The sequence below is a fragment of the Paucibacter sediminis genome (assembly GCF_030254645.1).
In the GTDB taxonomy this organism is placed as follows: Bacteria; Pseudomonadota; Gammaproteobacteria; order Burkholderiales; family Burkholderiaceae_C; genus Paucibacter_B; species Paucibacter_B sediminis.
This window is the reverse complement of record NZ_CP116346.1, coordinates 605,134-628,305: the sequence shown is the minus strand read 5'-3', so window position 1 is coordinate 628,305 and position 23,172 is coordinate 605,134. Positions and strand designations below refer to the sequence as shown.

General features: G+C 69.8%; 19 protein-coding genes. 17 read left to right on the top strand and 2 right to left on the bottom strand.

Features of this window, described 5'->3' with window-relative positions; all coding sequences use genetic code 11:
- Positions 1 to 10: 10 nt before the first annotated feature.
- The 17 genes from PFX98_RS02925 to PFX98_RS02845 all read left to right on the top strand — a co-directional run bounded on the left by PFX98_RS02925 (position 11) and on the right by PFX98_RS02845 (position 19,848).
- Positions 11 to 790 (top strand): SDR family NAD(P)-dependent oxidoreductase, encoded by a 780-nt coding sequence (locus PFX98_RS02925; RefSeq protein ID WP_285233675.1) that lies wholly within the window; start codon positions 11 to 13, stop codon positions 788 to 790.
- A gap of 85 nt (positions 791 to 875) precedes the next feature.
- The gene (locus PFX98_RS02920; RefSeq protein WP_285233674.1) at positions 876 to 2,915 is read left to right on the top strand and encodes an aldo/keto reductase; all 2,040 of its coding nucleotides are present in this window, start codon (positions 876 to 878) and stop codon (positions 2,913 to 2,915) included.
- Complete coding sequence (locus tag PFX98_RS02915; protein ID WP_285233673.1) at positions 2,912 to 4,018, top strand: Gfo/Idh/MocA family protein; 1,107 nt, start codon at positions 2,912 to 2,914, stop codon at positions 4,016 to 4,018. The genes PFX98_RS02920 and PFX98_RS02915 overlap by 4 nt, the downstream gene beginning before the upstream one ends.
- The gene (locus PFX98_RS02910; protein ID WP_285233672.1) at positions 4,015 to 4,770 is read left to right on the top strand and encodes a sugar phosphate isomerase/epimerase family protein; all 756 of its coding nucleotides are present in this window, start codon (positions 4,015 to 4,017) and stop codon (positions 4,768 to 4,770) included. Before PFX98_RS02915 ends, PFX98_RS02910 begins: the two co-directional genes overlap by 4 nt.
- A gap of 1 nt (position 4,771) precedes the next feature.
- The gene (locus tag PFX98_RS02905) at positions 4,772 to 5,824 is read left to right on the top strand and encodes an ABC transporter ATP-binding protein (protein WP_285233671.1); all 1,053 of its coding nucleotides are present in this window, start codon (positions 4,772 to 4,774) and stop codon (positions 5,822 to 5,824) included.
- On the top strand, positions 5,821 to 7,029 hold the full coding sequence (locus tag PFX98_RS02900) for an ABC transporter substrate-binding protein (RefSeq protein ID WP_285233670.1): 1,209 nt from the start codon (positions 5,821 to 5,823) through the stop codon (positions 7,027 to 7,029). Before PFX98_RS02905 ends, PFX98_RS02900 begins: the two co-directional genes overlap by 4 nt.
- Positions 7,026 to 8,012 carry a carbohydrate ABC transporter permease gene (locus tag PFX98_RS02895; RefSeq protein ID WP_285233669.1) on the top strand — a complete coding sequence of 329 codons (987 nt, stop codon included), beginning with the start codon at positions 7,026 to 7,028 and terminating at the stop codon, positions 8,010 to 8,012. The genes PFX98_RS02900 and PFX98_RS02895 overlap by 4 nt, the downstream gene beginning before the upstream one ends.
- Positions 8,009 to 8,848 (top strand): carbohydrate ABC transporter permease, encoded by an 840-nt coding sequence (locus PFX98_RS02890; RefSeq protein ID WP_285233668.1) that lies wholly within the window; start codon positions 8,009 to 8,011, stop codon positions 8,846 to 8,848. The genes PFX98_RS02895 and PFX98_RS02890 overlap by 4 nt, the downstream gene beginning before the upstream one ends.
- On the top strand, positions 8,845 to 10,566 hold the full coding sequence (locus PFX98_RS02885; protein ID WP_285233667.1) for an amylo-alpha-1,6-glucosidase: 1,722 nt from the start codon (positions 8,845 to 8,847) through the stop codon (positions 10,564 to 10,566). Before PFX98_RS02890 ends, PFX98_RS02885 begins: the two co-directional genes overlap by 4 nt.
- The gene (locus PFX98_RS02880; RefSeq protein ID WP_285233666.1) at positions 10,563 to 11,609 is read left to right on the top strand and encodes a LacI family transcriptional regulator; all 1,047 of its coding nucleotides are present in this window, start codon (positions 10,563 to 10,565) and stop codon (positions 11,607 to 11,609) included. Before PFX98_RS02885 ends, PFX98_RS02880 begins: the two co-directional genes overlap by 4 nt.
- A complete protein-coding gene (locus tag PFX98_RS02875; RefSeq protein ID WP_425334657.1) occupies positions 11,606 to 12,676 on the top strand; it encodes a sugar phosphate isomerase/epimerase family protein in 1,071 nt (356 codons plus the stop codon). Before PFX98_RS02880 ends, PFX98_RS02875 begins: the two co-directional genes overlap by 4 nt.
- Positions 12,673 to 13,854 (top strand): Gfo/Idh/MocA family protein, encoded by a 1,182-nt coding sequence (locus PFX98_RS02870; protein WP_285233665.1) that lies wholly within the window; start codon positions 12,673 to 12,675, stop codon positions 13,852 to 13,854. Before PFX98_RS02875 ends, PFX98_RS02870 begins: the two co-directional genes overlap by 4 nt.
- Positions 13,851 to 14,837, top strand: a complete 987-nt coding sequence (gene glk / locus PFX98_RS02865) for a glucokinase (RefSeq protein WP_285233664.1) — start codon at positions 13,851 to 13,853, stop codon at positions 14,835 to 14,837. Before PFX98_RS02870 ends, glk begins: the two co-directional genes overlap by 4 nt.
- 155 nt (positions 14,838 to 14,992) lie before the next feature.
- On the top strand, positions 14,993 to 17,602 hold the full coding sequence (locus PFX98_RS02860) for a TonB-dependent receptor domain-containing protein (protein ID WP_285233663.1): 2,610 nt from the start codon (positions 14,993 to 14,995) through the stop codon (positions 17,600 to 17,602).
- 11 nt (positions 17,603 to 17,613) lie between these two features.
- Complete coding sequence (locus PFX98_RS02855; protein WP_285233662.1) at positions 17,614 to 17,988, top strand: cupin domain-containing protein; 375 nt, start codon at positions 17,614 to 17,616, stop codon at positions 17,986 to 17,988.
- A 66-nt stretch (positions 17,989 to 18,054) separates the two neighbouring features.
- Positions 18,055 to 19,242, top strand: a complete 1,188-nt coding sequence (locus PFX98_RS02850) for a TIGR04552 family protein (RefSeq protein ID WP_285233661.1) — start codon at positions 18,055 to 18,057, stop codon at positions 19,240 to 19,242.
- Between the two features lie 33 nt (positions 19,243 to 19,275).
- On the top strand, positions 19,276 to 19,848 hold the full coding sequence (locus PFX98_RS02845; protein ID WP_285233660.1) for a hypothetical protein: 573 nt from the start codon (positions 19,276 to 19,278) through the stop codon (positions 19,846 to 19,848).
- Positions 19,849 to 19,858: 10 nt separating this feature from the next.
- On the opposite strand, the gene PFX98_RS02840 is transcribed toward PFX98_RS02845, so the two are convergent.
- On the bottom strand, positions 19,859 to 21,781 hold the full coding sequence (locus PFX98_RS02840; protein ID WP_285233659.1) for an nSTAND1 domain-containing NTPase: 1,923 nt from the start codon (positions 21,779 to 21,781) through the stop codon (positions 19,859 to 19,861).
- Between the two features lies 1 nt (position 21,782).
- Positions 21,783 to 23,156, bottom strand: a complete 1,374-nt coding sequence (locus tag PFX98_RS02835) for a toll/interleukin-1 receptor domain-containing protein (protein ID WP_285233658.1) — start codon at positions 23,154 to 23,156, stop codon at positions 21,783 to 21,785.
- Positions 23,157 to 23,172 lie beyond the last annotated feature (16 nt).

Genomic DNA, 23,172 nt, shown 5'->3' with positions numbered 1-23,172 from the left:
TGGAGACACCATGAACGACAAACGCGAACTCACCGGCAAGGTGGCCCTGATCACCGGCGCCGGCTCCGGCATCGGCCGCGCCACCGCCCAACTCTTTGCCCGCGAGGGCGCCCGGGTGGTGGTCTGCGACCTGAACCGCAGCGGCGGCGAGGCCACGGTGGAAGCCATCCGCGCCGCGGGCGGCCAGGCGCAGTTCGTCGAGGCGAATGTGGCCCGGGCCGCCGACTGCGAGCGCTCGGTGCGCGAGACCCTGGCCGCCTTCGGCCGCCTGGACGTGCTCTTCAACAACGCCGGTATCACGCGCCGCGCCAATGTGCTGGACACCAGCGAGGCCGAGTGGGACGCGGTGATGGCGGTGAACGTCAAGTCCATCTTCCTGATGAGCAAGTTCGCGGTGCCGGTGATGGCCGAGCAGGGCGGCGGCAGCATCATCAATGCCGGCTCGGGCTGGGGCCTGGTGGGCGGCAAGGACGCCGTGGCCTACTGCGCCGCCAAGGGCGCGGTGGTGAACATGACGCGTGCCATGGCGGTGGACCATGGGCCGCAGCAGATCCGCGTCAACAGCGTCTGCCCCGGTGACACCGACACGGCGATGCTGCGCAACGAGGCGGCGCAATTGGGCCTGGCCGATACCGCGCTGGTGGAGGCCGGCAACGCGCGCCCCTTGATGCGGGTGGGTCAGGCCGAGGAGATCGCCCAGGTGGTGCTCTTTCTCGCCAGCGATCGTGCCTCCTTTGTCACCGGTTCTGCCTATGTGGTCGACGGCGGGGGCCTGGCCGGGTCTGCGTGACCTCAGGCACACCGGGTTTCCCATCTGAGTTGGCTCAGATATGGCCAATATATTTCATCGAATCAAAACGTTTCAAAAGAACATCATGCTGAACTGGGGAATCATCGGCGCCGGGAACATCTCGGGCGCATTTGCCAAGGGCCTGGCGCAGACCGACAGTGGCGGCCTGGTGGCGGTGGCCAGCCGCGACGAGGCCAAGGCGCGCGCCTTTGCCGACGCCCACGCGGCACCGGGCACGGCCGTGATTGCGCATGCCGGCTATGAAGCGCTGCTCGCCAACCCGACCGTGGACGCCGTCTACATCGGCCTGCCGCACACCGAGCATCTGCACTGGACGGTGCGCGCCCTGCGCGCCGGCAAGCATGTGCTGTGCGAGAAGCCGCTGGGCATCAACCACGCCGAGGCCATGATCGCCTACGAGGAGGCTGCAGCAGCAGGCCGTGTGCTGATGGAAGCCTTTATGTACCGCTGCCTGCCGCAGACGGCCCAGCTGCTGGCCTTGCTGAAGAGCGGCGTGATCGGCGAGCTGCGCCATATCCAGGCCTCCTTCTGCTACGCCTCCACCCCGCGCGCCGGCTCGCGCACCTGGGAGCCGGCACTGGCCGGCGGCGGCATCCTGGACGTGGGCTGCTATCCGATGTCGATGGCACGCCTGCTGGCCGGTGCGGCGCGCGGTGAAGCCTTTGCCGAACCCCTCGAGCTGCAGGCCATGGGCCGCCTGCACGAGACCTTCGGCGTGGATGCCTGGGCGCTGGCCACGCTGCGCTTCCCGGGCGACATCACCGCGCAGCTCAGCACGGCTGTGAGCTTCGAGCAGGAAGAGTCGCTGCGCCTGGGCGGCAGCAAGGGCGCGCTGGTGCTGCCCAATCCCTGGTACGGTGCCGGCGCCCAGGCGGGCGAGAGCCGCATCGAGCTGTGGGTGGACGAGGCGCTGGCCCAAACCTGGACGATCAGCACCGACCGGGGGCTCTACGCCTACGAGGCCGATACCTTCGCCCAGGCCGTGAAGAGCGGCTGCGTGCCGCATCCGGCGATGAGCCCGGCGGACTCCCTGGGCAATCTCGCGGCCCTGGACCGCTGGCGTCAGGCCATTGGCCTGCGCTACCCACGCGAGCAGGCCCCGGCGCTGGCCGGCCGCAAGACCCTGGCCGGGCTGCCGATCGCGCGCCGCCCCGGCGCCAATATGCGCTACGGCCAGGTGCCGGGTCTTGGTAAGCCGGTCTCGCGCCTGATCATGGGCGTGGACCACCAGGAGAGCCTGCCCTATGCCGCGGCCCTGTTCGACGACTATCTGGAGCGCGGCGGCAATGCCTTCGACACCGCCTGGGTCTACGACTTCGAGGGCGGCCATTGCGAGTCCATCTTTGGCGACTGGCTGAAGGCGCGAAAAGGCGTGCGCGAGGACATCGTGCTGATCGCCAAGGGCGCCCACACGCCCAACTGCACGCCCGAGGGCATGCGGCGCGAGCTGGCCGAGAGCCTGGAACGCTTGCAGACCGACCGCGCCGATCTCTACATCCTGCACCGCGACAACCCCGAGGTGCCGGTGGGTGAGTTCATCGATGCGCTCAACGAGCAGCGCAGCAAAGGCCGCTTCCAGGCCTTTGGCGGCAGCAACTGGTCGCTGGCGCGCGTGGCCGAGGCCAATGCCTACGCGGCCAAGACCGGCCAGCAGGGCTTCTCGCTGGTGAACAACCAGCTCAGCCTGGCGCGCATGCAGGCGCCGATCTGGCGCGGCTGCGTCTCGGCGGGCGACCCCGACTCGCGCCGCTGGCTGGCCGAGCAGGGCCTGGCGCTGTTCGCCTGGTCCTCGCAGGCGCGTGGCTTCTTCGTCGATGGCCGCGCCGCGCCCGGCAAGAAGGACGACGAGGAACTGGTGCGCTGCTGGTACAGCGAGGCCAACTTCCTGCGCCTGGCGCGGGCCCGCGAGCTGGCCGCCAAGAAAGGCTGTCTGGCCATCAATATCGCGCTGGCCTGGGTGCTGGCCCAGGGCTTCAGTACCTTCAGCCTGATCGGCCCGCGCAGCATCGCCGAGACCGCCAGCTCGATGCGCGGCCTGGACATCACGCTCAGCGCCGAGGAGCTGGCCTGGCTGGACCTCGCCGATCTGGGAGCGCCGCTGTGAGTGAGAAGGCCACCAAGCTGGGCATCATCGGCGCCGGCGACATCTTCCCGGCCTATGCCAGGGGCCTGGCCGCCTTCGGAAACGTGCAGCTGATCGCGGTGGCCGATGCCCGCGCCGAAGCCGCAACAGCTCGCGCCGCAGAATTCGGCCTGCTCGCGATGACGCCAGCGGAACTGCTCGCCAGCGAGGCCGAGATCATCATCAACCTGACCCCGCCCGCCGCGCATCTGGCGGTGGGCACCGAGGTGCTGCGGGCCGGCAAGCATCTCTACACCGAGAAGCCGCTGGCGGCGAGTTACGCCGAGGGTCAGGCCCTGATGGAGGCCGCCGCGCGCAGCGGCCGCCGCATCGGCTGCGCGCCCGACACCTTTCTGGGCGGCGCCGGCCAGGCCGCGCGCGCCCTGCTGGACAGCGGCCGGCTGGGCCGCATCGTCGCCGGCCAGGCCTGCATGATGGAGCGCGGCCCGGACGACTGGCATCCCAACCCCGAGTTCTTCTACCGCCCCGGTGCCGGCCCGCTGATGGACATGGGCGTCTACTACCTCACCCAGCTGGTGCAGCTGCTGGGCCCGGTGCGGCGCGTCAGCGGCATGGCGCACAGCAGCTGGTTGCAGCGCACGGTGCCGCGCGGCCCGCGCCAGGGCCAGCGCATCGAGGTGCAGACCCCCACCCATGTGGTGGCGGGCCTGGAGTTCGAGGCCGGCGCCTTTGTGACGCTGAGCACCAGCTTCGATGTCTGGAAGCACAAGAACAGCCATATCGAGCTGTATGGCGAGCAGGGCTCGGTGGTGCTGCCGGACCCGAACCAGTTTGGCGGCGACTTGAGCGTCTGCGAGTGCGACGGCGACTGGCAAGACCTGGCCCCGCGCACCTTCACCGGCCGCCTGCGCGGCCTGGGCGTGGCGGAGATGGCCTGGGCCCTGCGCGCCGGCCAGCCGCATCGCGCCAATGGCGAGCTGGCCCTGCATGTGCTGGAGATCATGGACGCCACCCTGCGCGCGGCCGAGAAGGCCAGCCCGGTGCTGCTGGGTACGCGCTGCGAGCGGCCGGCGCCGCTGCCCTTGAGCTTTGCCCAGCAGATCGCTTGCGAGGTGAACGCATGAACAAGATTGCCCTGCAGCTCTACACCGTGCGCAGCGCCGGTGATCTGGCCCAGCGGCTGGCTTTGGCGCGCGACGCCGGCTATGCCTGGGTAGAGACCGAGGCCCTGCATGGCCTGGCGGCCGACGAGTTCGTCGCCACGCTGCAGGCCAGCGGCCTGGGCCTGGCCTCCATGCATGTGGAGATGAGCGAGCTCGCGACCCAGCGCCTGCCCGAGATCCTGCAGGCCCTGCGGGCGCTGGATTGCCATCAACTCGTGATGCCCTGGCTGGACGAGGGCGAGCGCCCCGCCGACCGAGCCGGCTGGCTGGCCCTGGCCGCACGGCTGCAGCAGCACGCGCAAGACCTGGCCCCGCAGGGTGTGAGCCTGGCGTATCACAACCATGCCTTCGAGTTCGAACGCCTGGAGGATGGCCGCACGGTGCTGGAAACCCTGTTCGAGGCCGCGCCCACGCTGCGCTGGCAGCCCGATGTGGCCTGGGTGGCGCGCGCCGGCGAAGACCCGGCGCTCTGGCTGGCCCGCTATGCCGCGCGCCTGCAATCGGTGCATGTCAAAGACCTGGCGCTGGAGGGCCAAGGCGAGCCCGCCGAGCAGGGCTGGGCCACGCTGGGCGAGGGGCGCCTGCCCTGGGCACAGTGGCTGCCGGGCCTGGCGACGCGGCTGCACACCTTCATCGTCGAGCACGACCACCCCAGCCAGCCGGCGCGCACCGCGCGCGTGGGCCTGCGCTATCTGAGCGAGCGCTTGAACTGATATGGCCCAGCTGAGCATCCAAGGTCTTTGCAAGCGCTTCGGCCCGGTGGAGGTGCTGCGGGACGTGAACCTCGAGATCGCCGACCGCGAGTTCGTCTGCTTCCTTGGCCCCTCAGGCTGCGGCAAGTCCACGCTCTTGCGCTGCATCGCCGGGCTGGAGGAGGTACAGGGCGGCGAGCTGCGCCTGGATGGGCGCCGCATCAACGAGCTGCCTCCAGCCGAGCGCGATCTGGCCATGGTGTTCCAGAGTTATGCGCTCTATCCGCATATGTCGGTGCGCAAGAATTTGGCCTTCGGCCTGAGCCTGCGCGGCCGGCCCAAGGGCGAAATCGAGGCGCGCATTCTTGAAGCGGCGCGCATGCTGCAGCTGGAAGACCTGCTGGAGCGCAAGCCGCGTCAGCTCAGCGGCGGCCAGCGCCAGCGCGTGGCCATCGGCCGCGCCATCGTGCGCCAGCCGCGCATCTTTTTGTTCGACGAGCCGCTCTCCAACCTAGATGCCGCGCTGCGCGAGAACACCCGCATGGAGCTGGCGCGCCTGCACCAGAAGCTGCAGGCGACGATGATTTACGTGACCCACGACCAGGTGGAGGCCATGACCCTGGCCGACAAGGTGGTGGTGCTGAACCAGGGCCGCATCGCCCAGGTGGGCCGGCCGCTGGAGCTCTACCACGCACCGGCCGATCTCTTCGTGGCCGGTTTCATCGGCTCGCCGCGCATGAACCTGCTGCCGGCCCAAGCCCTGGCCGGCGCCGCCGCGCGCGCGGGTGCGACGACGCTGGGCATACGCCCCGAGCATCTGCGCCTGGGCGATGCCGGGGCCTTGCGCGCCGAGGTGTTGATGGTGGAGCGCCTGGGCGCGCAAAGCCTGGTGCATCTGCGCCTGGGCAACGGCCATGCGCTGACGGCCGCCGTGGACGGCGCGCGCATGGTTCACAAGGGCGAGCACGTGGGCGTGGACGTGCCGGCCGAGCACCTGCATGCCTTCGGTGCGGACGGGCTTGCGCTGCCGCGCGTCTTGAGTGAGGCGGTGCAAGACGCACTGGCCATGGCATGAAGAAGCGCCTGCTGGTCTTGCTCACCGTGCTGTGGCCTCTGTGGGCCAGCGCCCAGGTGCTGCGCTTCGCCACCTGGGACGGCAGCGAGAACCTGGACATCCAGCGCCGCATTGCCGCGGCCTTCGAGCAGCGCCATCCCGGCGTGCGCGTGCAGGTGGAGGCTTATGGCGCGGGCTTCAACCAGAAGCTCTCGGCGGCCTTCGGGGCGCGCAACCCGCCCGACGTGATGATGATGTGGAACTTTCCGCTCTACCACCGCGTGCTGGAGCCGCTCGATGCCTACCAGGCGCGCGAACCCGCCTTCGAGGCCAGCGACCTGGTGCCCGGCCTCTTGCGCTTCGCCAGCGTGGATGGCCGCCTCTACGGCGTGCCGGCCGGCTTCACCAGCCAGGTCATCTACTACAACAAGGACATGTTCGACCGCGCCGGCCTGGCCTACCCCAAGGCCGACTGGCGCTGGGAGGACCTGCGCGTGCTCGCACAGAAACTCAGCCGGCCCGCGGCCAAGGTCTATGGCTATGGCCTGGATGTGGCGCCCGATCCCTACGATTTCCAGGGCTATCTGTGGAGCGCCGGCGCACGCATGCTGGCCGGCGATGGCCAGCGGCTGCGGGGCGAGCTCGATTCCGCGGCCTCGCAAGCCATGTTCAATATGTTGCTGGGCCTGCTGGACCAGGGCCTGGCCGCCACCCTGGGCGTGGGCGATGGCAAGAACCAGCGCCAGCTCTTCGTGGCCGACCGCGTCGCCATGCTGATGGACGGCGCAGCCTTCCGGCTCGAGCTGGCGCAGGACGGCAAGCGCTACGGCGTGGCGCCGCTGCCCAGCTTCCAGGGCCGGCCGGCGCACAGCGTGGTGAGCGTGTCTTCGCTTGCCATTGCGCGAGACTCCAAGCAGAAGGAGCTGGCCTGGCAGTTCATCCGCTTCTACAGCAGCGCCGAGGCGGTGCGCCTGCGCCAGGGCGATCTGCCGGTGCTGCTGAGCGTGGCGCGTGAGCTTGCGCTGCAGGACGACCCGCAGGTGGCGCCCTTCTATGCCATGGCCCTGAGCATGCGCGACGAGGTGCCGGCCTTTCTGCTCAACCCGCGCTGGACGCGCGCCTCGGGCGTGGTTCGCGATGCGATCCAGGAGGTGTTTCTGAAGAAGGGCGATGTGGCGGCCATACTGAGCAAGGCAGCAGCCAAGGCCGAAAGGAAGCTGCAATGAGCGCCCACCTGCACGAGACCGCGCGGGACGCGGCGGCCGCGGCGCAAGACCTGGCCCCTGGCCTGGCCAAGGTGCGCCGCCTGCGCTGGCCCAGCGGCCTCACGCCCTATCTGCTGGTGGCGCCCTGGGTGCTGGGCTTTGTGGCCTTCACCCTGGGCCCCTTGCTGTACTCGCTCTACACCAGCTTCTTCGACTGGCCGCTGATGGGCGGCGAACGCTTCGTGGGCCTGGAGAACTACCGGCGCATCCTCACCAGCGACGACGACTTCTGGGACGCGCTGGCGGTCACCGGCCGCTTTGCCCTGCTCTATGTGCCCATCCATCTGGCCGGCGCGCTGGGCCTGGCTCTGCTGCTCAATCGCCGCGCCTGGGGGCAGGGCCTGTTCCGCACGCTCTTCTACCTGCCCAGCATGCTCTCGGGCGTGGCCCTGGTGACGATCTGGACCTGGATCTACAGCCAGGAATACGGCCTGCTCAACTACCTGCTGAGCCTGGCGGGCCTGGAGGCGGTGAACTGGCTGGGCAGCCCGCGCTGGGCCATGTGGTCGGTGGTGATTGCCAGCCTGTGGAGCCTGGGCGGCACCATGCTGGTGTTCCTGGCCGGGCTCAAGGGCATCCCGGTGGACCTGTACGAGGCCGCGGCGCTGGCCGGCGTTTCGCGCCTGAAGCAGTTCACCCACATCACCCTGCCGCTGCTCTCGCCGGTGCTGCTGTTCAACCTCGTCACCACGCTGATCGCGGCCTTCCAGCAGCTCACCCTGGCCCTGCTGCTCACCGAGGGTGGGCCGCTCAAGTCCACCTATATGCTGGCCATGTACATCTACGACACCGCCTTCAAATACTTCGACATGGGCTATGCCTCGGCCCTGTCGTGGCTGCTGTTCCTGGTGATCCTGGCGCTATCGATGAGCGTGATGCGCTTCTCCAGCCTGTGGGTGTTCTACGAGAACGAGGTGAAGCGTGGCGAGGGAGGCTCGTCATGAGGCGGTTCGATCCCTCACGCCATGCGCGGCGGCTCGTCTATTACACGCTGATGCTGGGCCTGGCCCTGGCCTTTGCGCTGCCGCTGTACTGGACGCTTGTCACCGCGCTCAAGGCCAAGAGCGAGCTCTACACCTGGCCCCCAGTGTGGTGGCCGGCGCTGCCGCGCTGGGCCAATTTTGCCGAGGCCTGGGCCGCGCAGCCCTTTGGCCAGTTCCTCTGGAACTCGCTGCTGGTGGGCGGGCTGTCCACGCTGGGCCAGCTGTTCTCATCGAGCCTGGTGGCCTATGGCTTTGCGCGCTTCGAGTTCCGCGGCCGCGACACGCTCTTCATGGTGATGCTGGGTTCGATGATGATCCCCTGGGACGTGACCATGATCCCGCTCTATATGCAGTTCAACTGGCTGGGCTGGATCAACACGCTCAAGCCCCTGATCGTGCCCAACTTCTTCGGCGCGGCCTTCTACATCTTCCTCTTGCGCCAGTTCATCATGAGCATCCCGCGCGAGCTCGACGAGGCGGCGCGCATGGATGGCGCCAATGCCTGGCAGATCTACTGGCGCATCCACCTGCCGCTGATGGCGCCGGCCCTGGTGCTGGTGGGCACCTTCCAGTTCCTGGGCAGCTGGAACGACTACCTGGGCCCGCTGATCTTCCTCAACGACCAGAGCAGCTACACCCTGCCGCTGGGCCTGGCCCAGTTCCGCGGCCTGCATGCCAACAACCTCACCGCCATCGCCGCGATGACCGTGCTGCTGTGCCTGCCGCCGCTCTTGCTGTTCTTCCTGGCCCAGCGCCACATCATGGAGGGCGCCAGTGCGGGCGCGGTGAAGGGATGAGTGCGACTGCCGTAAACCTGTTTGACCCACAGCGCGTGCCCTTCTCGCGGCGCGAGAGCTGGTTCAGCGTGTCCTGGCTGGCGGAGGATCAGTCCTTCTGGCTGCGCCATCTGCGTGGCGGCGACGAGCACACCGACCTGGGCCGGCTGTTCCGCTTGCAGCCGGTGGATGCCGAGGGTCAGGCCTTGCAGGGCATATGGTCGCTGCAGCCCGATCAGCTGAGCTTCCATGCCGAGGGCGGCGGCAGCTTGCAGTTCGCCTGGGCCGACGCCGACACCTTGGCGCTGCAGGGGCAGGGCATCGTCCTGCAGCTCACCCTGCAGAGCAAGCGCTATGACTACGCGCAGCGCCTGTCCGAGGGCACCGTGCATGTGAGCTGCGCCGGCCAGGACCTCTCGGCCCGTGTGGCGCTGGCGCAGGGCGAGCTGCGGCTGGACGCGCCCTGGCAGGGCCAGCGCGCCGAGCGCATCGCGCTGGAACTGCGGCCGGATGCCCAGGGTGCCTGGGCGGCCTCGGTGCATCTGTACCGGGTGCAGCCGGCCCGCGAGGACGTGGCCGGCTTTGAAGCCGCCCGGGCCGCCAGCGAAGCCGACTTCCAGGCCTGGCTGGCGCAAACGCTGCCCCTGCCGCAAGACCTGACCCCGCTGCGCCGGCTCGCGGCCTACATCACCTGGTCCTGCCTGGTGCCGGCCGAAGGGGTGCTGCGCTACCCGGCCATGTATATGTCCAAGAACTGGATGACCAACATCTGGAGCTGGGATCATTGCTTCAATGCCCTGGCCCTGGGCGCTGGTCAGCCCGAACGGGCCTGGCAGCAGCTGGCGGTGTTGTTCGAGCTGCAGCACGAAAAAAGCGGCCGCCTGCCGGACTTCGCCAACGACCTGCAGGCCTACTGGCGTTTTACCAAGCCGCCGGTGCATGGCTGGACGGTGGCCCAGCTGCGCCGGCAGTCGCCCTGGTCGCCCGCGCGCTGCGCGCAGATGCACGACTGGCTGGCCGCCCAGGCGCGCAGCTGGCTGGCCACCGCAGCGGAGGGCGGCCTGCCCGCCTACGACCATGGCAACGATGCCGGCTGGGACAACGCCACCACCTTTCTGGAAGGCACACCGCTGCAAAGCCCCGACCTCAGCAGCTTTCTGGTGCTGCAGCTGGAAGAGCTGGCCGCGCTGGCCGAGTTGCTGGGCCGCCCGGCCGAGGCGCTGGACTGGCGCCGCCAGGCCGATGCCTTGTTCGAGCGCCTGCTGGCCCAGCTCTGGACCGGCGAGCGCTTTGTGGCCCGGCTCGCCGATGGCCGCGTGGTGGAGGGCGGGGGCGACAGCCTGATCGCCTACATCCCGCTGCTCTTGGGCCAGCGCCTGCCGGCCGCCATGCGCGAGCGGCTGCTGGCTGAGCTCTTCGAGCCCGGCCGCTTCCTGAGCCCGCATGGCCTCGCCACCGAATCGCAGCGCAGCCCGCATTACCGCGCCGACGGCTACTGGCGCGGCCCCATCTGGGCGCCGACCACGCTGCTTTTTGTCGACGCCATGGACCGCTGCGGCCGCCCCGATCTGGGCGACGAGCTGGCACGGCGCTACACCACCATGTGCGCGTCCTCAGGTCTGGCCGAGAACTACGACGCCCAGACCGGCGCGCCGCTGCGCGACCCGGCCTTTACCTGGACCTCCAGCGTGGCCCTGTTGCTGGGCCACCGTCTCTATTCGAAGAAAGCCGCCCCATGAGCGAAGCGCCAAGCAAAGTCACCCTCAAGACCCTGGTGCGCCATACCGGCCTCTCGCTGGGCACGGTCTCACGCGCGCTGCAGGACGGGCCGGAGGTCAAGCTCGAGACGCGCGAGCTGGTGAAGGCCGCCGCGCGTGAGCTGGGCTACACGCCCAACTTGGCGGGCGTGAAGCTGCGCACCGGCAAGACCTACACCCTGTCCATCGTGCTGCCGGTGGAGGACAGCGAGCAGGACTTCACCGACAGCGGCTTCATGGCCCTGGTCTCGGGCCTGCATGCGGCCCTGGCCGGCACCTTCTACAGCCTGGTGGTGCAACCCGAGCTTCCCGACGAAGACCCGGTGGCGGGCCTGCGCAAGCTGGTGGAGACGCGCCGTGTGGATGGCCTGGTGCTGACGCAAACCAAACCGCAGGACGAGCGCATCCGCTACCTGCTGGAGCAGGACTTCCCCTTCGTCAGCTATGGCCGCAGCGCCCTGGCCAGCCCGCATCCCTGGTACGACACCGACCACGAGGACATGGCCTACCAGGCCACGCGCCGGCTGATCGCACGCGGCCATCGCCACATCGCCATGCTCAACCCGCCGGCCGAGCTGATGTACAGCCAGCACCGCGACGCCGGCCACCGCCGCGCGCTGCGCGAGGCCGGCATCGCGCACGACCCGGCGCTTACCCAATGCTCGGGCCTCTCGGCCGCCGATGGCCGCCGCCTGGTGCTGGAGCTGGCCAAGCGCCGGCCGCGCCCCAGCGCCTTCGTGTGCGCGAACGAATACGGCGCCCTGGGCGCGCTCTCGGCCTTTGCCGAGCTGGGCTGGCAGGCCGGCCGCGAGGCTTGCGTGGTGGCCACCGACGACAGCAATGTCAGCGCCTATTTCGTGCCGCCGCTCTCCACCTACTACGCCTCGCTGCATGGCGCTGGCCGCCAGCTGGGCCAGTTATTGCTGCGCCGCCTGGAAGGTGAGCCGGTGGAGCAGCTGCGCGTGCTGGAGCAGGCGCAACTGATTGAGCGCCAGTCCGACGAACTGAAGGGGGAGCGCGCATGATGAGCACCACCCTCCGAGGCCCCGGCCTCTTCCTGGCCCAGTTCGCCGGCGACCAGCCGCCCTTCGACAGCCTGGACCACCTGGCCGCCTGGGCCGCCGACCTGGGTTTTCAGGCCCTGCAGATCCCGAGCTGGGATGCGCGCCTCTTCGACCTGGCGCTGGCGGCCGAAAGCCAGACCTACTGCGACGAGCTGCGCGGCCGCCTGGCGGAACATGGCCTGCAGATCAGCGAACTCTCCACCCATTTGCAGGGTCAGCTGCTGGCCGTGCACCCGGCCTACGACCGGCAGTTCGATGGCTTCGCGGCGCCGGCCGTGCGCGGCGATGCGGCCCAGCGCAGCGCCTGGGCGGCCGAGCAGCTCATGCTGGCCGCGCGTGCCTCGCAGCGCCTGGGGCTCACCGCCCATGCCACCTTCTCCGGCGCGCTGGCCTGGCCTTATCTCTACCCCTGGCCGCAGCGGCCCGCCGGCTTGATCGAGGAGGCCTTTGCCGAACTCGCACGGCGCTGGCGGCCGGTGCTCGATGCCTTCGATGCGGCCGGGGTGGACGTCTGCTACGAGCTGCACCCGGGCGAAGACCTGTTCGACGGCCTGACGTTCGAGCGCTTTCTCGATGGGGTGGGCCAGCATCCGCGCGCCAACATCCTCTATGACCCCAGCCATTTCCTCTTGCAGCAGCTCGACTACCTGGCCTTCATCGACATCTATCACGCCCGCATCCGCGCCTTCCATGTGAAGGATGCCGAGTTCCGCCCGAATGGCCGGCAGGGCGTGTACGGCGGCTACGCGCCCTGGCTGGAGCGCGCCGGGCGTTTCCGTTCGCTGGGCGACGGGCAGATCGATTTCAAGGCCATCTTCTCCAAGCTCGCGCAATACGAGTACCCCGGCTGGGCGGTGCTCGAATGGGAGTGCTGCCTCAAGCACCCCGAGGCCGGCGCACGCGAAGGGGCGGACTTCATCAAGCGCCACGTCATCCGTGTGGCCGATCGAGCTTTTGACGATTTCGCGGATGGGCAGACGCCGCGTGCCGAGTTGCGCCATCTGCTTGGCTTGGGAGGCGACGCATGAGTGCTCCCTTGAAACTCGGCATGGTGGGCGGCGGGCAGGGCGCCTTCATCGGTGGCGTGCACCGCATGGCCGCGCGTCTGGATGGGCAATGGACGCTGGTGGCCGGGGCGCTGTCCAGCGACCCGGAGCGCGCCGCCGCCAGCGCCCAGGAGCTGGGCCTGGAGCCGGCGCGCAGCTATGCCAGCTGGCAGGAAATGGCGCGGCGCGAGGCGGCGCGGCCCGATGGCATCGATGCCGTGGCCATCGTCACGCCGAACCATCTGCACGCCCCGGTGGCCAGCGCCTTTCTGGAGGTCGGCATCGATGTCATCTGCGACAAACCCCTGGCCACCTCGCTGGCCGACGCGCGCGCCCTGCAGGCCCTGGCCCAGTGCCGCGAGCGCCTGCTCTGTCTCACCCACAGCTACAGCGGCTACCCGATGGTGCGGCAGGCACGGGCCCTGGTGGAGGCCGGCGAGCTGGGCGCGCTGCGCCTGATCCAGGTCGAGTACGCGCAGGACTGGCTGGCCGAGCCGGTCGAGCAGCAAGGGCAGAAGCAGGCAAGCTGGCGCTGCGACCCGGCGCAGGCCGGCCCGGCCGGTGCGCTGGGCGATATCGGCACCCATGCCTACCACCTGGCCTCGTTTGTGAGCGGCCTGCAGGCCGAGGCCGTGTGCGCCGAGCTCAGCAGCCTGGTGACGGGCCGGCAGCTGGACGACCATGTGCAGGCGATGCTGCGTTTCCCGGGCGGCGTGCGCGGCATGCTCTGGGCCAGCCAGGTGGCCACCGGTTGCGAGAACGCGCTGCGCCTGCGTGTCTACGGCAGCCGCGCCAGCCTGGAGTTCGCCCAGGAGCGGCCCAACGAGCTGATCGTCACACCGCTGGGCGGCGCCGGCCAGCGCCTCACGCGCGGACGTGCCGGCACTGCCGCCCAGGCACAGGCCGCCACGCGCATCCCGGCCGGCCATCCGGAAGGTTATCTGGAGGCCTTTGCCCAGCTCTACCGCGAGGCCGCCGAGCACATCCGCGCGCGCCGCGAGGGCCGCTTGCCGGCCGAGAGCAGCCGCTGGCTCACCACGGCCGCCGATGGCGTGGCGGGCCTGGCCTTTGTGGAGGCTGTGCTCGCGAGCCACCGGGCCGGCAGCGCCTGGACGCCGCTGCAGCAAGGACAACAACAATCAGGAGGGGAAGCAGCATGATCGAGATCGGAAAACGTGCGGCCGCGGGCGCACGCCTGCTCGCCGATGTGGGCGGCACCAATGTGCGCCTGGGCTGGCAGGGCGGCGCTGGCGCGGCCATCGAGCATGTGCAGACCCTGGCCTGCGATGCCCACCGCGACCTGGGGCACGCCCTGCAGCGCTATCTGCAGCACCTGGACGAGGCCGGCGCGGCCCGCCCCACGCAGGCGGCGCTGGGCGTTGCCACCGCGGTGCTGGACGACCAGATCCGCCTCACCAACCGCGACTGGGCCTTCTCGGCCCAGGCCCTGCACCGGCAGCTGGAGCTGCAGCGCCTGGTGGTGCTGAACGACTTCACCGCGCTGGCGCTGGCGATCCCGGCCCTGCCCGAGCCGGATTTCTGGCATGTGGGCGGGCCGGCCGCCGGCGCACCCGGGCCGCTGGCGGTGATCGGGCCGGGCACGGGCCTGGGCGTGTCGGGCCTGGTGCCCCAGGGAGACCGGCAGTGGATCGCCCTGCAGACCGAGGGCGGCCATGTCGGCCTGGCGCCGCAAAACGAGCGCGAGGCAGCCTTGCTGGCGCGGCTGCACCAGCGCTTCGGGCGCGTCTCGGCCGAGCGCGTGCTCTCGGGGCCAGGTCTTGCCAATCTGCGCCAGGCCATTGCCGAGCTGGACGGTCAGGCCCTGCCCGCGCCTTGCGAGCCGGCCGCGGTCTTGCAGCAGGCCCTCGCCGGCGAGCCCGGCAGCGCCGAGGCGCTGGCGCTGTTCTGCGCCCTGCTGGGCGATGTGGCGGGCGACCTGGTGCTCTCGCTGGGCGCGCGCGGCGGTGTCTATATCGGCGGCGGCATCGTGCCGCGCCTGGGTGCCGAGCGCTTCATGCGCTCGGACTTCCGTGCCCGTTTCGAGGCCAAGGGGCGCCTGGCCGGCTATATGCACGAGGTGCCCTCCTATGTGATTGCGAGCCAGGAGCCGCCGGCCCTGCTCGGAGCGAGTCGCGCGCTATGAGAAGCCGAAGCCCGCCGCCATAACCCGACAACGGCGCGCCCGGGGCTGGGCGCGGCCGTCCCCACCCGAAGCATGCATGCGAGGTCGGTTTTTTCGGCCCTGCAGGGGCTTCGCTTTGCCCGCCATCTGATCGCTACAACAACGGAGACAAGAGCATGACGAAGAAGAGCAACGTGCGGCCGCAACGCGGCCAGGAATTGAATCGTTTCAAGCTGCGCGCCACCTGCCTGGCCGGAGCGCTGCTGCAGCTGACCATGCTGTCAGCGATGGCGCAAGGCGAGCCGGCCGCAGACAAGAAAAGCAAAGAGGAAGCCGCCAACCAGCTGGATCGCGTGGTGGTGACCGGCAGCACCGGCATCCGCACGGTGCGCGAATCCTCGGTGGCGGTGACCTTGGCCGACCGCGAGGCGCTGGACCGCAAGGCGCCGCATTCCACCGCCGAGGCGATGGAGCTGATCCCCGGCATGTATGTGGAGGCCTCGGGCGGCGAGATGTCCAACAACTACTCGGTGCGCGGCATGTCGGGCGGCAACCAGCGTTGGGTGCAGCTGCAGGAAGACGGCCTGCCGGTCTTCTACTACCCGAGCTGGACGGCCGATGGCCTCTTGCACCAGGAACTGGGGCTGGACCGCATGGAGGCGGTGCGCGGCGGCACCTCGGCCATCCTCACCACCAATGGCGCCGGCGCCACCATCAACTTCCTGACCTACCGCAACAAGGGCGCGCCCGAGGGCGCGGCGCGCCTCACCCTGTCGGACTACAACCAGCGCCGCGTCGACCTGCGCTACGCCGGCGGGCTGGGCGACGGCTGGTTCGGCGGCGTCTCGGGCTTCTACCGCCGCGACGATGGCGTGCGCAACCCCGAGTTCACCGCCAACTTCGGCGGCACGGTGCGCGCCCATCTCGGCAAGCAGATCGACGGCGGCGAGTGGAGCGTCAACCTGAAGGCGGTGAACGACCACAACACCTTCTACCTGCCCATCCCGGTGGTGGGCAAGGACAAGCCGCGCAGCCTGCCGGGCCTGGACGCCAACTACGGCACCATGATCGGCCTGGACAGCGGCGTGCAGAACGTGCGCACCTCGCTCGTGCCCGGCAGCTTCAGCCAGCTCGAAGACTCGCGCGACGGCTACCACGTCAAGGCCACGGCCATTGGCTACAGCTTCGAGAAGAACCTCGCGCCGGATTGGAAGTTCTCGTCCAAGGGCCGCTACACCGATGCCGACGTGACCGCCAGCGTGGTGTTCTCGTCCAGCAACAACAGCCTGCGCCCCGCGGTGGACCGCCTCAACCCGGCCAAGTTCGGCTATGTGCAGGAGATGCTGGACCGCTTCGGCCCGGCCTGCGGCGGCGCCTGCACGCCGGCCATCCGCATCGTCTCCACCGGCGAGGTGCTCTCCACGCCCGCGCAGCTGAATGCGCTCAACGGCAACGGCCTGCTCTCCGACAACGTGCTGCAGGCCGACAAGCAGCTCAATCGTGAGGTGGTGAACGATATGCGCCTGAGCTGGAACACGCCCGACAACAGCCTGGCCCTGGGCCTCTTGGCCTTCAATGTGAAGAGCGAGGGCGGCAGCCCGGCCACGGCGCGCTTCGTCAGCGATGTGCGCAACCACGCGCGCCGCGTCGATCTGGTGGCGCTGGACCCCAGCGGCAAGGTGGTGGGCTCCTACACCGAGAACGGCGTACGCGAGTACTCGACCTGGGGCGATGGCCTGAGCAACGCGCGCACCCGCTCGCTCTCCTACTACCTGAACGACGAGTTCAAGCTCAGCTCCAAGCTGCGCCTGGATGCGGGCGTGCGCCTGGAGAGCTTCCGCTACCGCGGCCAGCAGGCCGGCTATGACGAGTTCACGCCCATCCCCGGCGCCTTCAAGCCCGGCTGCGACCGCGCCGCGCTGGGCGATGCGGCCTGCGATGTGGACAACATCATTGCCAACAACTACTTCGCCTATCCCACCAACGGGCAGTACACCGCCGTGCGCAACGACTGGAACGAACCCTCCTGGACCATCGGCGGCAACTACCTGCTGAACGACAACATCGCGCTCTACGGCCGCTTTGCCAAGAGTTATCAGTCCACCGGCGAGCTGCCGGTGACCAAGATCCAGTTTGCCGAACTGGGCATGCGCATGCAGGGCCGGAACTACTCGGGCACGCTGACCTTCTACAAGGCCGACTTCAAGGGCGATCCCAACGGCGCCGAGGTGGACAACGCCCAGATCGAGATGCTGCAGGGCGTGAATGCCAAGGGCCTGGAGTTCGAGCTGAGCTGGCGGCCGATCAACTGGTTCGAGTTCAACGCCACCGGCGTGGTGCAGCGATCCAAGTTCACGGTCAACAACCTGCGCGTGGTGCGCGGCTCGGGCGCCGATCTCGACGCGCTGCTGAAGGAGGCCACCGGCTGGAACGGCAACCGCCCCGAGCGCACGCCCAATCTGAACTACACCATCGCGCCCAGCGTCTACTTCAACGACAACAAGGGCGAGCTGAGCCTGGCCTGGCATTACATCGGCATGCGCTATGCCGATGTCTCCAACTCGGTGAAGCTGCCGGCCTACAAGACCATCAACCTCAGCCTGCGCTACGAGATCACGCCGCAGCTCACGCTGAACGCTGCGGTGCGCAACCTCACCAACACCATCGGCCTGACCGAGGGCAACCCACGCTCGGGCTTTGTGCAGGCGCCGGCGGGCAGCGACTATTACTACGCGCGCCCCATCCTGGGCCGCAACGCCCAGATCTCGGCCACCTACAGCTTCTGAGGAGATTGACGATGTCGCAGCAAAGTCCTATCTGGGACCACCACGTCAGCGCGCCCGGCACGCCGCCGGGCTTCACCCTGCGCACCTGCGTGCCCGCCAACCCCGACGGCGTGGAGGTGATGCTGGAGCGCTGGCAGGCCGGCAGCAGCGAGCCGCCGCACAGCCACCCCGGCCACGACATGACCGTGGTGGTGGAGGGCCGCATGCGCATCCAGTTCTACCGCCGCGAGGGCGGAGCGCTGCGGCCGGATGGCGAGCCGGTCACGCTGCAGGCCGGCCAGACCGGCTATGTGGCGGCCGGCCGCATCCATGACGCCCGCTACCTGGAGGACTGCAAGCTCGTCTATGCGCACGAGCGGGCCTTCGGCTTCGAGCCGGCGGGCTGAGTTCCGGGGGCGTGGCGGGCGCTGTGCCGCAGGCGTATGCTCGGCACAGCGCTACCACCAAGCCCCATGGACGAGTTGCAGGCCACGCTGAAGACGCAGCAGCGCTTCTCGCTGAACTGGACCTATCTGGATGCGATCACGCGCGGCGTGTCGGTGATCGATATGGGGGCCCTGGCGCTGCGCAATCTGGGCGACGCGCGCCAGTTCGCGCGCGAGTACGGCTACGACATCGACCAGCCCGGCGTGCTGGACTATCTGCGCGGCATCCAGCGCGAGGCGATCGCCTTTGTGCGGGCGCAGTTCCTCGGCCCCGATCAGCAGGGGCTGCTGCCCGCCGAGCTGGAGGACGACGCCGACCCGCTGCGCCTGCTGGTGCTGGCCTCGCAGCGCGCGCATCGCTTCGAGCCGACGCGGCTGTGGGCCTGCGCCCTGCTCAAGGTCATGCACGGCCTGTTCTACATCGACAACAACCTCAAGCTGCGCCACTTCAACGCGATCCGCCAGCAGGTGTTCGCCGGCCTGGACGCGGTGCTGCAGGTCGAGGGCGAACAGCAGTACCTGACCGATGGCCTGATCTGCCTGCCCCTGCTGCATGTGGACCGCAAGCGCAACAAGGGGCGCCACAGCATCCTGGTCAAGCTGCTGCAAAAGCCCGAGTACGTGGCCGCCGACATCCACGACCACCTGGGCGTGCGTCTGACGCTCAACACGCGCATCGAATGCCTGCTGGCGCTGGACCTGCTGCGCCGCGCGCATCTGGTGACGCTGACCAATCTGGAGATCAGCCGCGTGCGCAACACCCTGGTCGATCTGTGCGCCGCCAAGGAGGTGTTCAACTGCCACCGCGCCGAGATCGACCGCTGCCAGGGCTATCCGCAGCAGGTGCTGCAGCAGATGGACCGCGAGCTGGCGCGCATCTCGCAGCAGCAGACCCAGCGCGACAACCCGCACAGCGCGGCGGACTTCCAGAGCATCCAGCTGACGGTGCGCAAGATGATCCACCTGCCGGCGGCGGCGCTGGGCCTGCCGCCGGAGAGCGCCAGCGCCGCGGAGGAGGGCACCGAAGGCCCGATCGCCAACGGCGGCGGCACCAGCTTCTTCTTCGCCTATGAGATCCAGCTGCTGGATGGCGCCAGCTTCGAGAAGAGCCAGCAGGGCGCGGCCAGTCACGAGGCCTACAAGCGCCGCCAGGTGGAGAGCGCGCGGCGGCGCGTGCTGGGGGCCGAGCTGCTGGATTGGCTGCTGGCACACTGAGGGTTCCGCCGCCTCGGCCAGCCCACCGCCCCCATGTCCCAGCCCGATAGCCGCCTTGCCACCGCCGTGCTCGCCCTGGTGGCACAGCGCCCCGACTCCACCCAGCCCGCCAGCGCCCATCCTGCCGTGGCGGCGCGCAAGCTGGGCCAGCAGGCGGCCGCCAAGGCCGCCGCGGCCGCCGGTGCGCTGGCCCTGCCGCCCGGCCCGCTGGGCTGGCTGACCATCCTGCCCGAGATGATGGCGGTGTGGCGCATCCAGGCGCAGCTGGTGGCGGACATCGCGGCGCTGTATGGCCGTAGCGCCGAGCTGGGCCAGGCGCAGATGCTTTATTGCCTGTTCCGCCATACCGCGGCCCAGGGCCTGCGCGACCTGATCGTGCGCGTGGGCGAGCGCGTGCTGGTGCGGCCCGCCACCACGGCCGTGCTCAAGCAGATCGCCACCAGCATCGGCCTCAAGCTCAGCGAACGCGCGCTCGGCAAGAGCGTGGCGCGTTGGATGCCGTTGGTCGGCGCGGCCGGCGTGAGCGCCTATGCCTGGTACGACACCCAGCAGGTCGGCAAGGCGGCGCTGGAACTGTTCGAGCGCGAGATGGTGGTGGAGGGCTGAGGGCCCCGGCTCAGGTCTCGATGCCGCTGCCTGAGGCCACGGCCTCGACGGCCAGCGGCGCGCGCTCCTGCACGCCATGGTCGGCGCCCACCTGTATCCAGGCCGAGCGGCTGCGCGCCAGCTCCACCGGCATCGGCCGCACCGCGCGCAGCTGCACGCCCGAGCGCAGCAACGCCAGTGCCACCAGCTGCACATCCTCGCGGGCCGCGGCCTGGCCGTACCAGACGATGTTGGTGGCGATGTCGGTGACCCTGCCGGCGCGGCTGACGACCTGGAAGCCCAGCGTGAACAGCCCCACCTTGACGCGCGTCTCGTCCAGCTCCTTGGTCCAGACTTCCACCGTGGTGGCGCGGCGGCGCTCGACATCGGCGGGCGTGGTCGACTGGTCGATGCGCTTGATGGCCTGGTGGGCCTGGTCGCTGACGCGCTGCAGCCGCGCCTGCTCGCCGGCGTCGGCGGGCTCGGCGATCCAGCCGTACTCGGCGCGCCGCGCCTGCTGCTCGGCCAGGCGCTTGCGTTCGGCCTCGGCCTGCAGGCTCTGACGTTGTGCCTCGGCGGCCTCGGCCTCGCGCTTGGCCTTCGCCTCGTTGGCGATGCTGGTCTCCAGCGCCTCCTTCTTGCTGACGGCCCAGATCGCCGTGCCGCCGGCCAGCGCCGCCATCAGCAGCGCCAGCTGGCTGCGCCGGCGCAGGCGCTGTGCGTTCTCCAGCTCGGCCAGGCGCAGCTGCTCCGCGCGCGCCTGCTCGGCCGCCTGCTGCGCCACGCGGCGGTCGCGCGCCAGCCGCACCACGTCCACCAGGCGGTCGTGGATCAGCTCGATGCGGTCCACATGGCCCAGGCTTTCCACGCGCAGCAGCCGCCATTGCGAAGTCAGCGCCTCCAGCTGGGCCTCGGTGATGAAGCCCTGGGCCAGCGCCTCGGCCTTGGCATAGCTGCCGCGCGTGCGGCTGCCCTGCAGCAGATGGTCCTCGATGAAGCGGTGCAGGGACTCGGGCTGACCGGCGAGCGCGTCGCGGTAATAGCCTTCCAGGATGTCGTGGCCGATGCTGTCGAGCAGGGCCTGGTCCACCAGTGCGCCCTGGCGCCGTGCCGCCAGCTGCGCGCAGGTCAGGCTCAGCAGCACCGGCTCCACCGCATCATGGCCCTGGCCGGCGCTCTGCTCGCCGACGAAGCGCGCGATCGCCGCGGCGGCCCCGGGCGCCAGCAGCGCGCCGCCGGCCTCGGCCACCGCCTGCTCGGCGCGTTCGGCGCGCATCGGCTCCAGGCGCAGTTCGTGGCGCAGCAGCGAGGGCACATGCTGGGCCCAGGCGCGCAGCTCGGGCAGATAGTCCTCGCGGAAGGAGAACAGCAGGCGGTAGCGCTGGCTCAGGCTGTCCAGCCCCTGCAGGGCATCGCGCTGGCCGGCCACCTCGGCGCTCAGGCGGTTCTCCACCAGGTCGGCCAGCGCCGCCAGCACGCCCTGCAGGCGCGCGCCGCTGGCATGGGCGAACAGCTCCTCGAACTGGTCCAGCACCAGCACCGGTATGCGCGGCCAGTTGTCGGCGGTCCAGAGTTCGAAATCCTTGCGGTGCAGCCAGTGCCACAGCGATTCACCCGGTGCGCGCGGCGGCGCATGCAGCTGGCGGGCGCTGATTTCCGCTTCCAGGCACAGGGCGATCTGCTCCAGCACGCTGGCGGCATCGGCGCGGTGGTCGAGGCGGATATAGACCGGCAGGTAGCCGGCCTCGCGCAGGCGCGGGAACAGGCCGGCGCGCAGCAGCGAGCTCTTGCCCAGGCCCGAGCGCCCATACAGCGCCACCACCGGCGCCAGCTTGACCAGCTGCAGCAGCTGCAGCGCCTCCGGGTCGCGGCCCTTGAAGAAGGGCGCGCCGGCCTCGTCGTAGGCGGCCAGGCCGGGCCAGGGGTGCTGGGCGTCGAGGGCGGGGTTCTGCATATCAGACCAGCGGGCGGCGCGATTCGCGCAACAGGCGCTCCAGGCGCTGGCGGGTGCGCTCATTGGGCAGGCCGCCGGGCGCATGGCCGAGATCGAGGTGCTCGCGCCAGCCGCGGCTGATCACGTGCGAGAGCCGCTCGGGCTGGAACTCCGCGTCGACGATCAGCGGCAGGATGAAGTCGCGGTTCATGCCCTCGGCGCGTTCGTTGGCGCGCCGCCACTCGCGGAACACAAAGGCCTCGTCGCGCGCCTCGGCGCCGCGCGAGATCAACGGCACGAAGTAGCGGCAACCGGCGATGCCGTCGAAGATGCGCTGCGCGAAATTGTCGCCCGGCTCCAGCGTGCTGATGTCGAACCAGACATCCGCGGGGCCGCTGGCGCCCAGGTCGCGCAGGGTCTGCACCAGGGCCTGGGCGGCGGCCTGGTCGCTGCCGCGCGAGTAGCTGACGAAGAACACCGCGGCCGGTGGCGGTTCGGCAGGGTTGGGCAGGCTGGCGGGCTTGGGCGCGGCCTGCTCCAGCTTCCAGCGGCGGTGCAGCTCGGCCACGAAGGCGCTGGGCTCGAGATCGCTGAACAGCTCGGTGTCGCGGCTGTAGGCGCGCAGGAAATGCGTCAGCCCGCCCTGCTCGGCGTCGGGGCGGTCGACCAGCCATTCGCGCTTGGTCTTCTCCGACAGCCGGCTCTTGTTGGTGACGCGCAGCAGGAAGCGGCCCAGCCAGTCGGGGAAGCTGCAGCCCAGCAGCAGCAGGCTGCGTTCCTGCAGCGCGCCCAGAAAGGCGGTGGGCACCTGGCTGCCGCGCGTCAGGATGTTGTGCGCGTACTCCAGCACGTCCTCTTCATGCGCGGCAAACAGCGGCGCGGCGCGCGCGCGGCCGAACAGATAGAGCAGGTGGGCACCGCCGCGGCTGGACCAATCCGGCGGCAGGTCCTGCCATTCATTGGTGGGCAGCTTGGGCGCATGCACCACCTCGGTGAGCGCGCCGCGCTGGCGCAGGCAGCGCGCCAGCAGATCATCCGGGGTGGCGCTGACCCAGAGCTTGAAGTCGCTGATCTCGGCCAGCTGCTGCAGGGCGACGGGCGCCTGGTACTGGTGCTCGCTCAGCACCGCCTCCAGCGCGTCGTGCGCCTCGGCATACAGGTCCTGCAGATCGGTCTGGCACATCAGATGGACCTGGGCCACCGCGCGCGGCAGCGCCAGAAAGGGCGCCAGCTCGGGCTCGGCGGCCTGCAGCCCGTAACCCTGCAGCAGGCGCTGCGCGGCCAGGCTGAGCAGGTTGTGGCCGGCCTCGTCCCGCAGCAGTTCCGAGCCCACCACCGGGACCACCAAGCCCTCACGCACCTGGCGCAGCAGCCGCTTCCAGTCTTGTTCGGTCATGGCGGCCAGTCTCGCA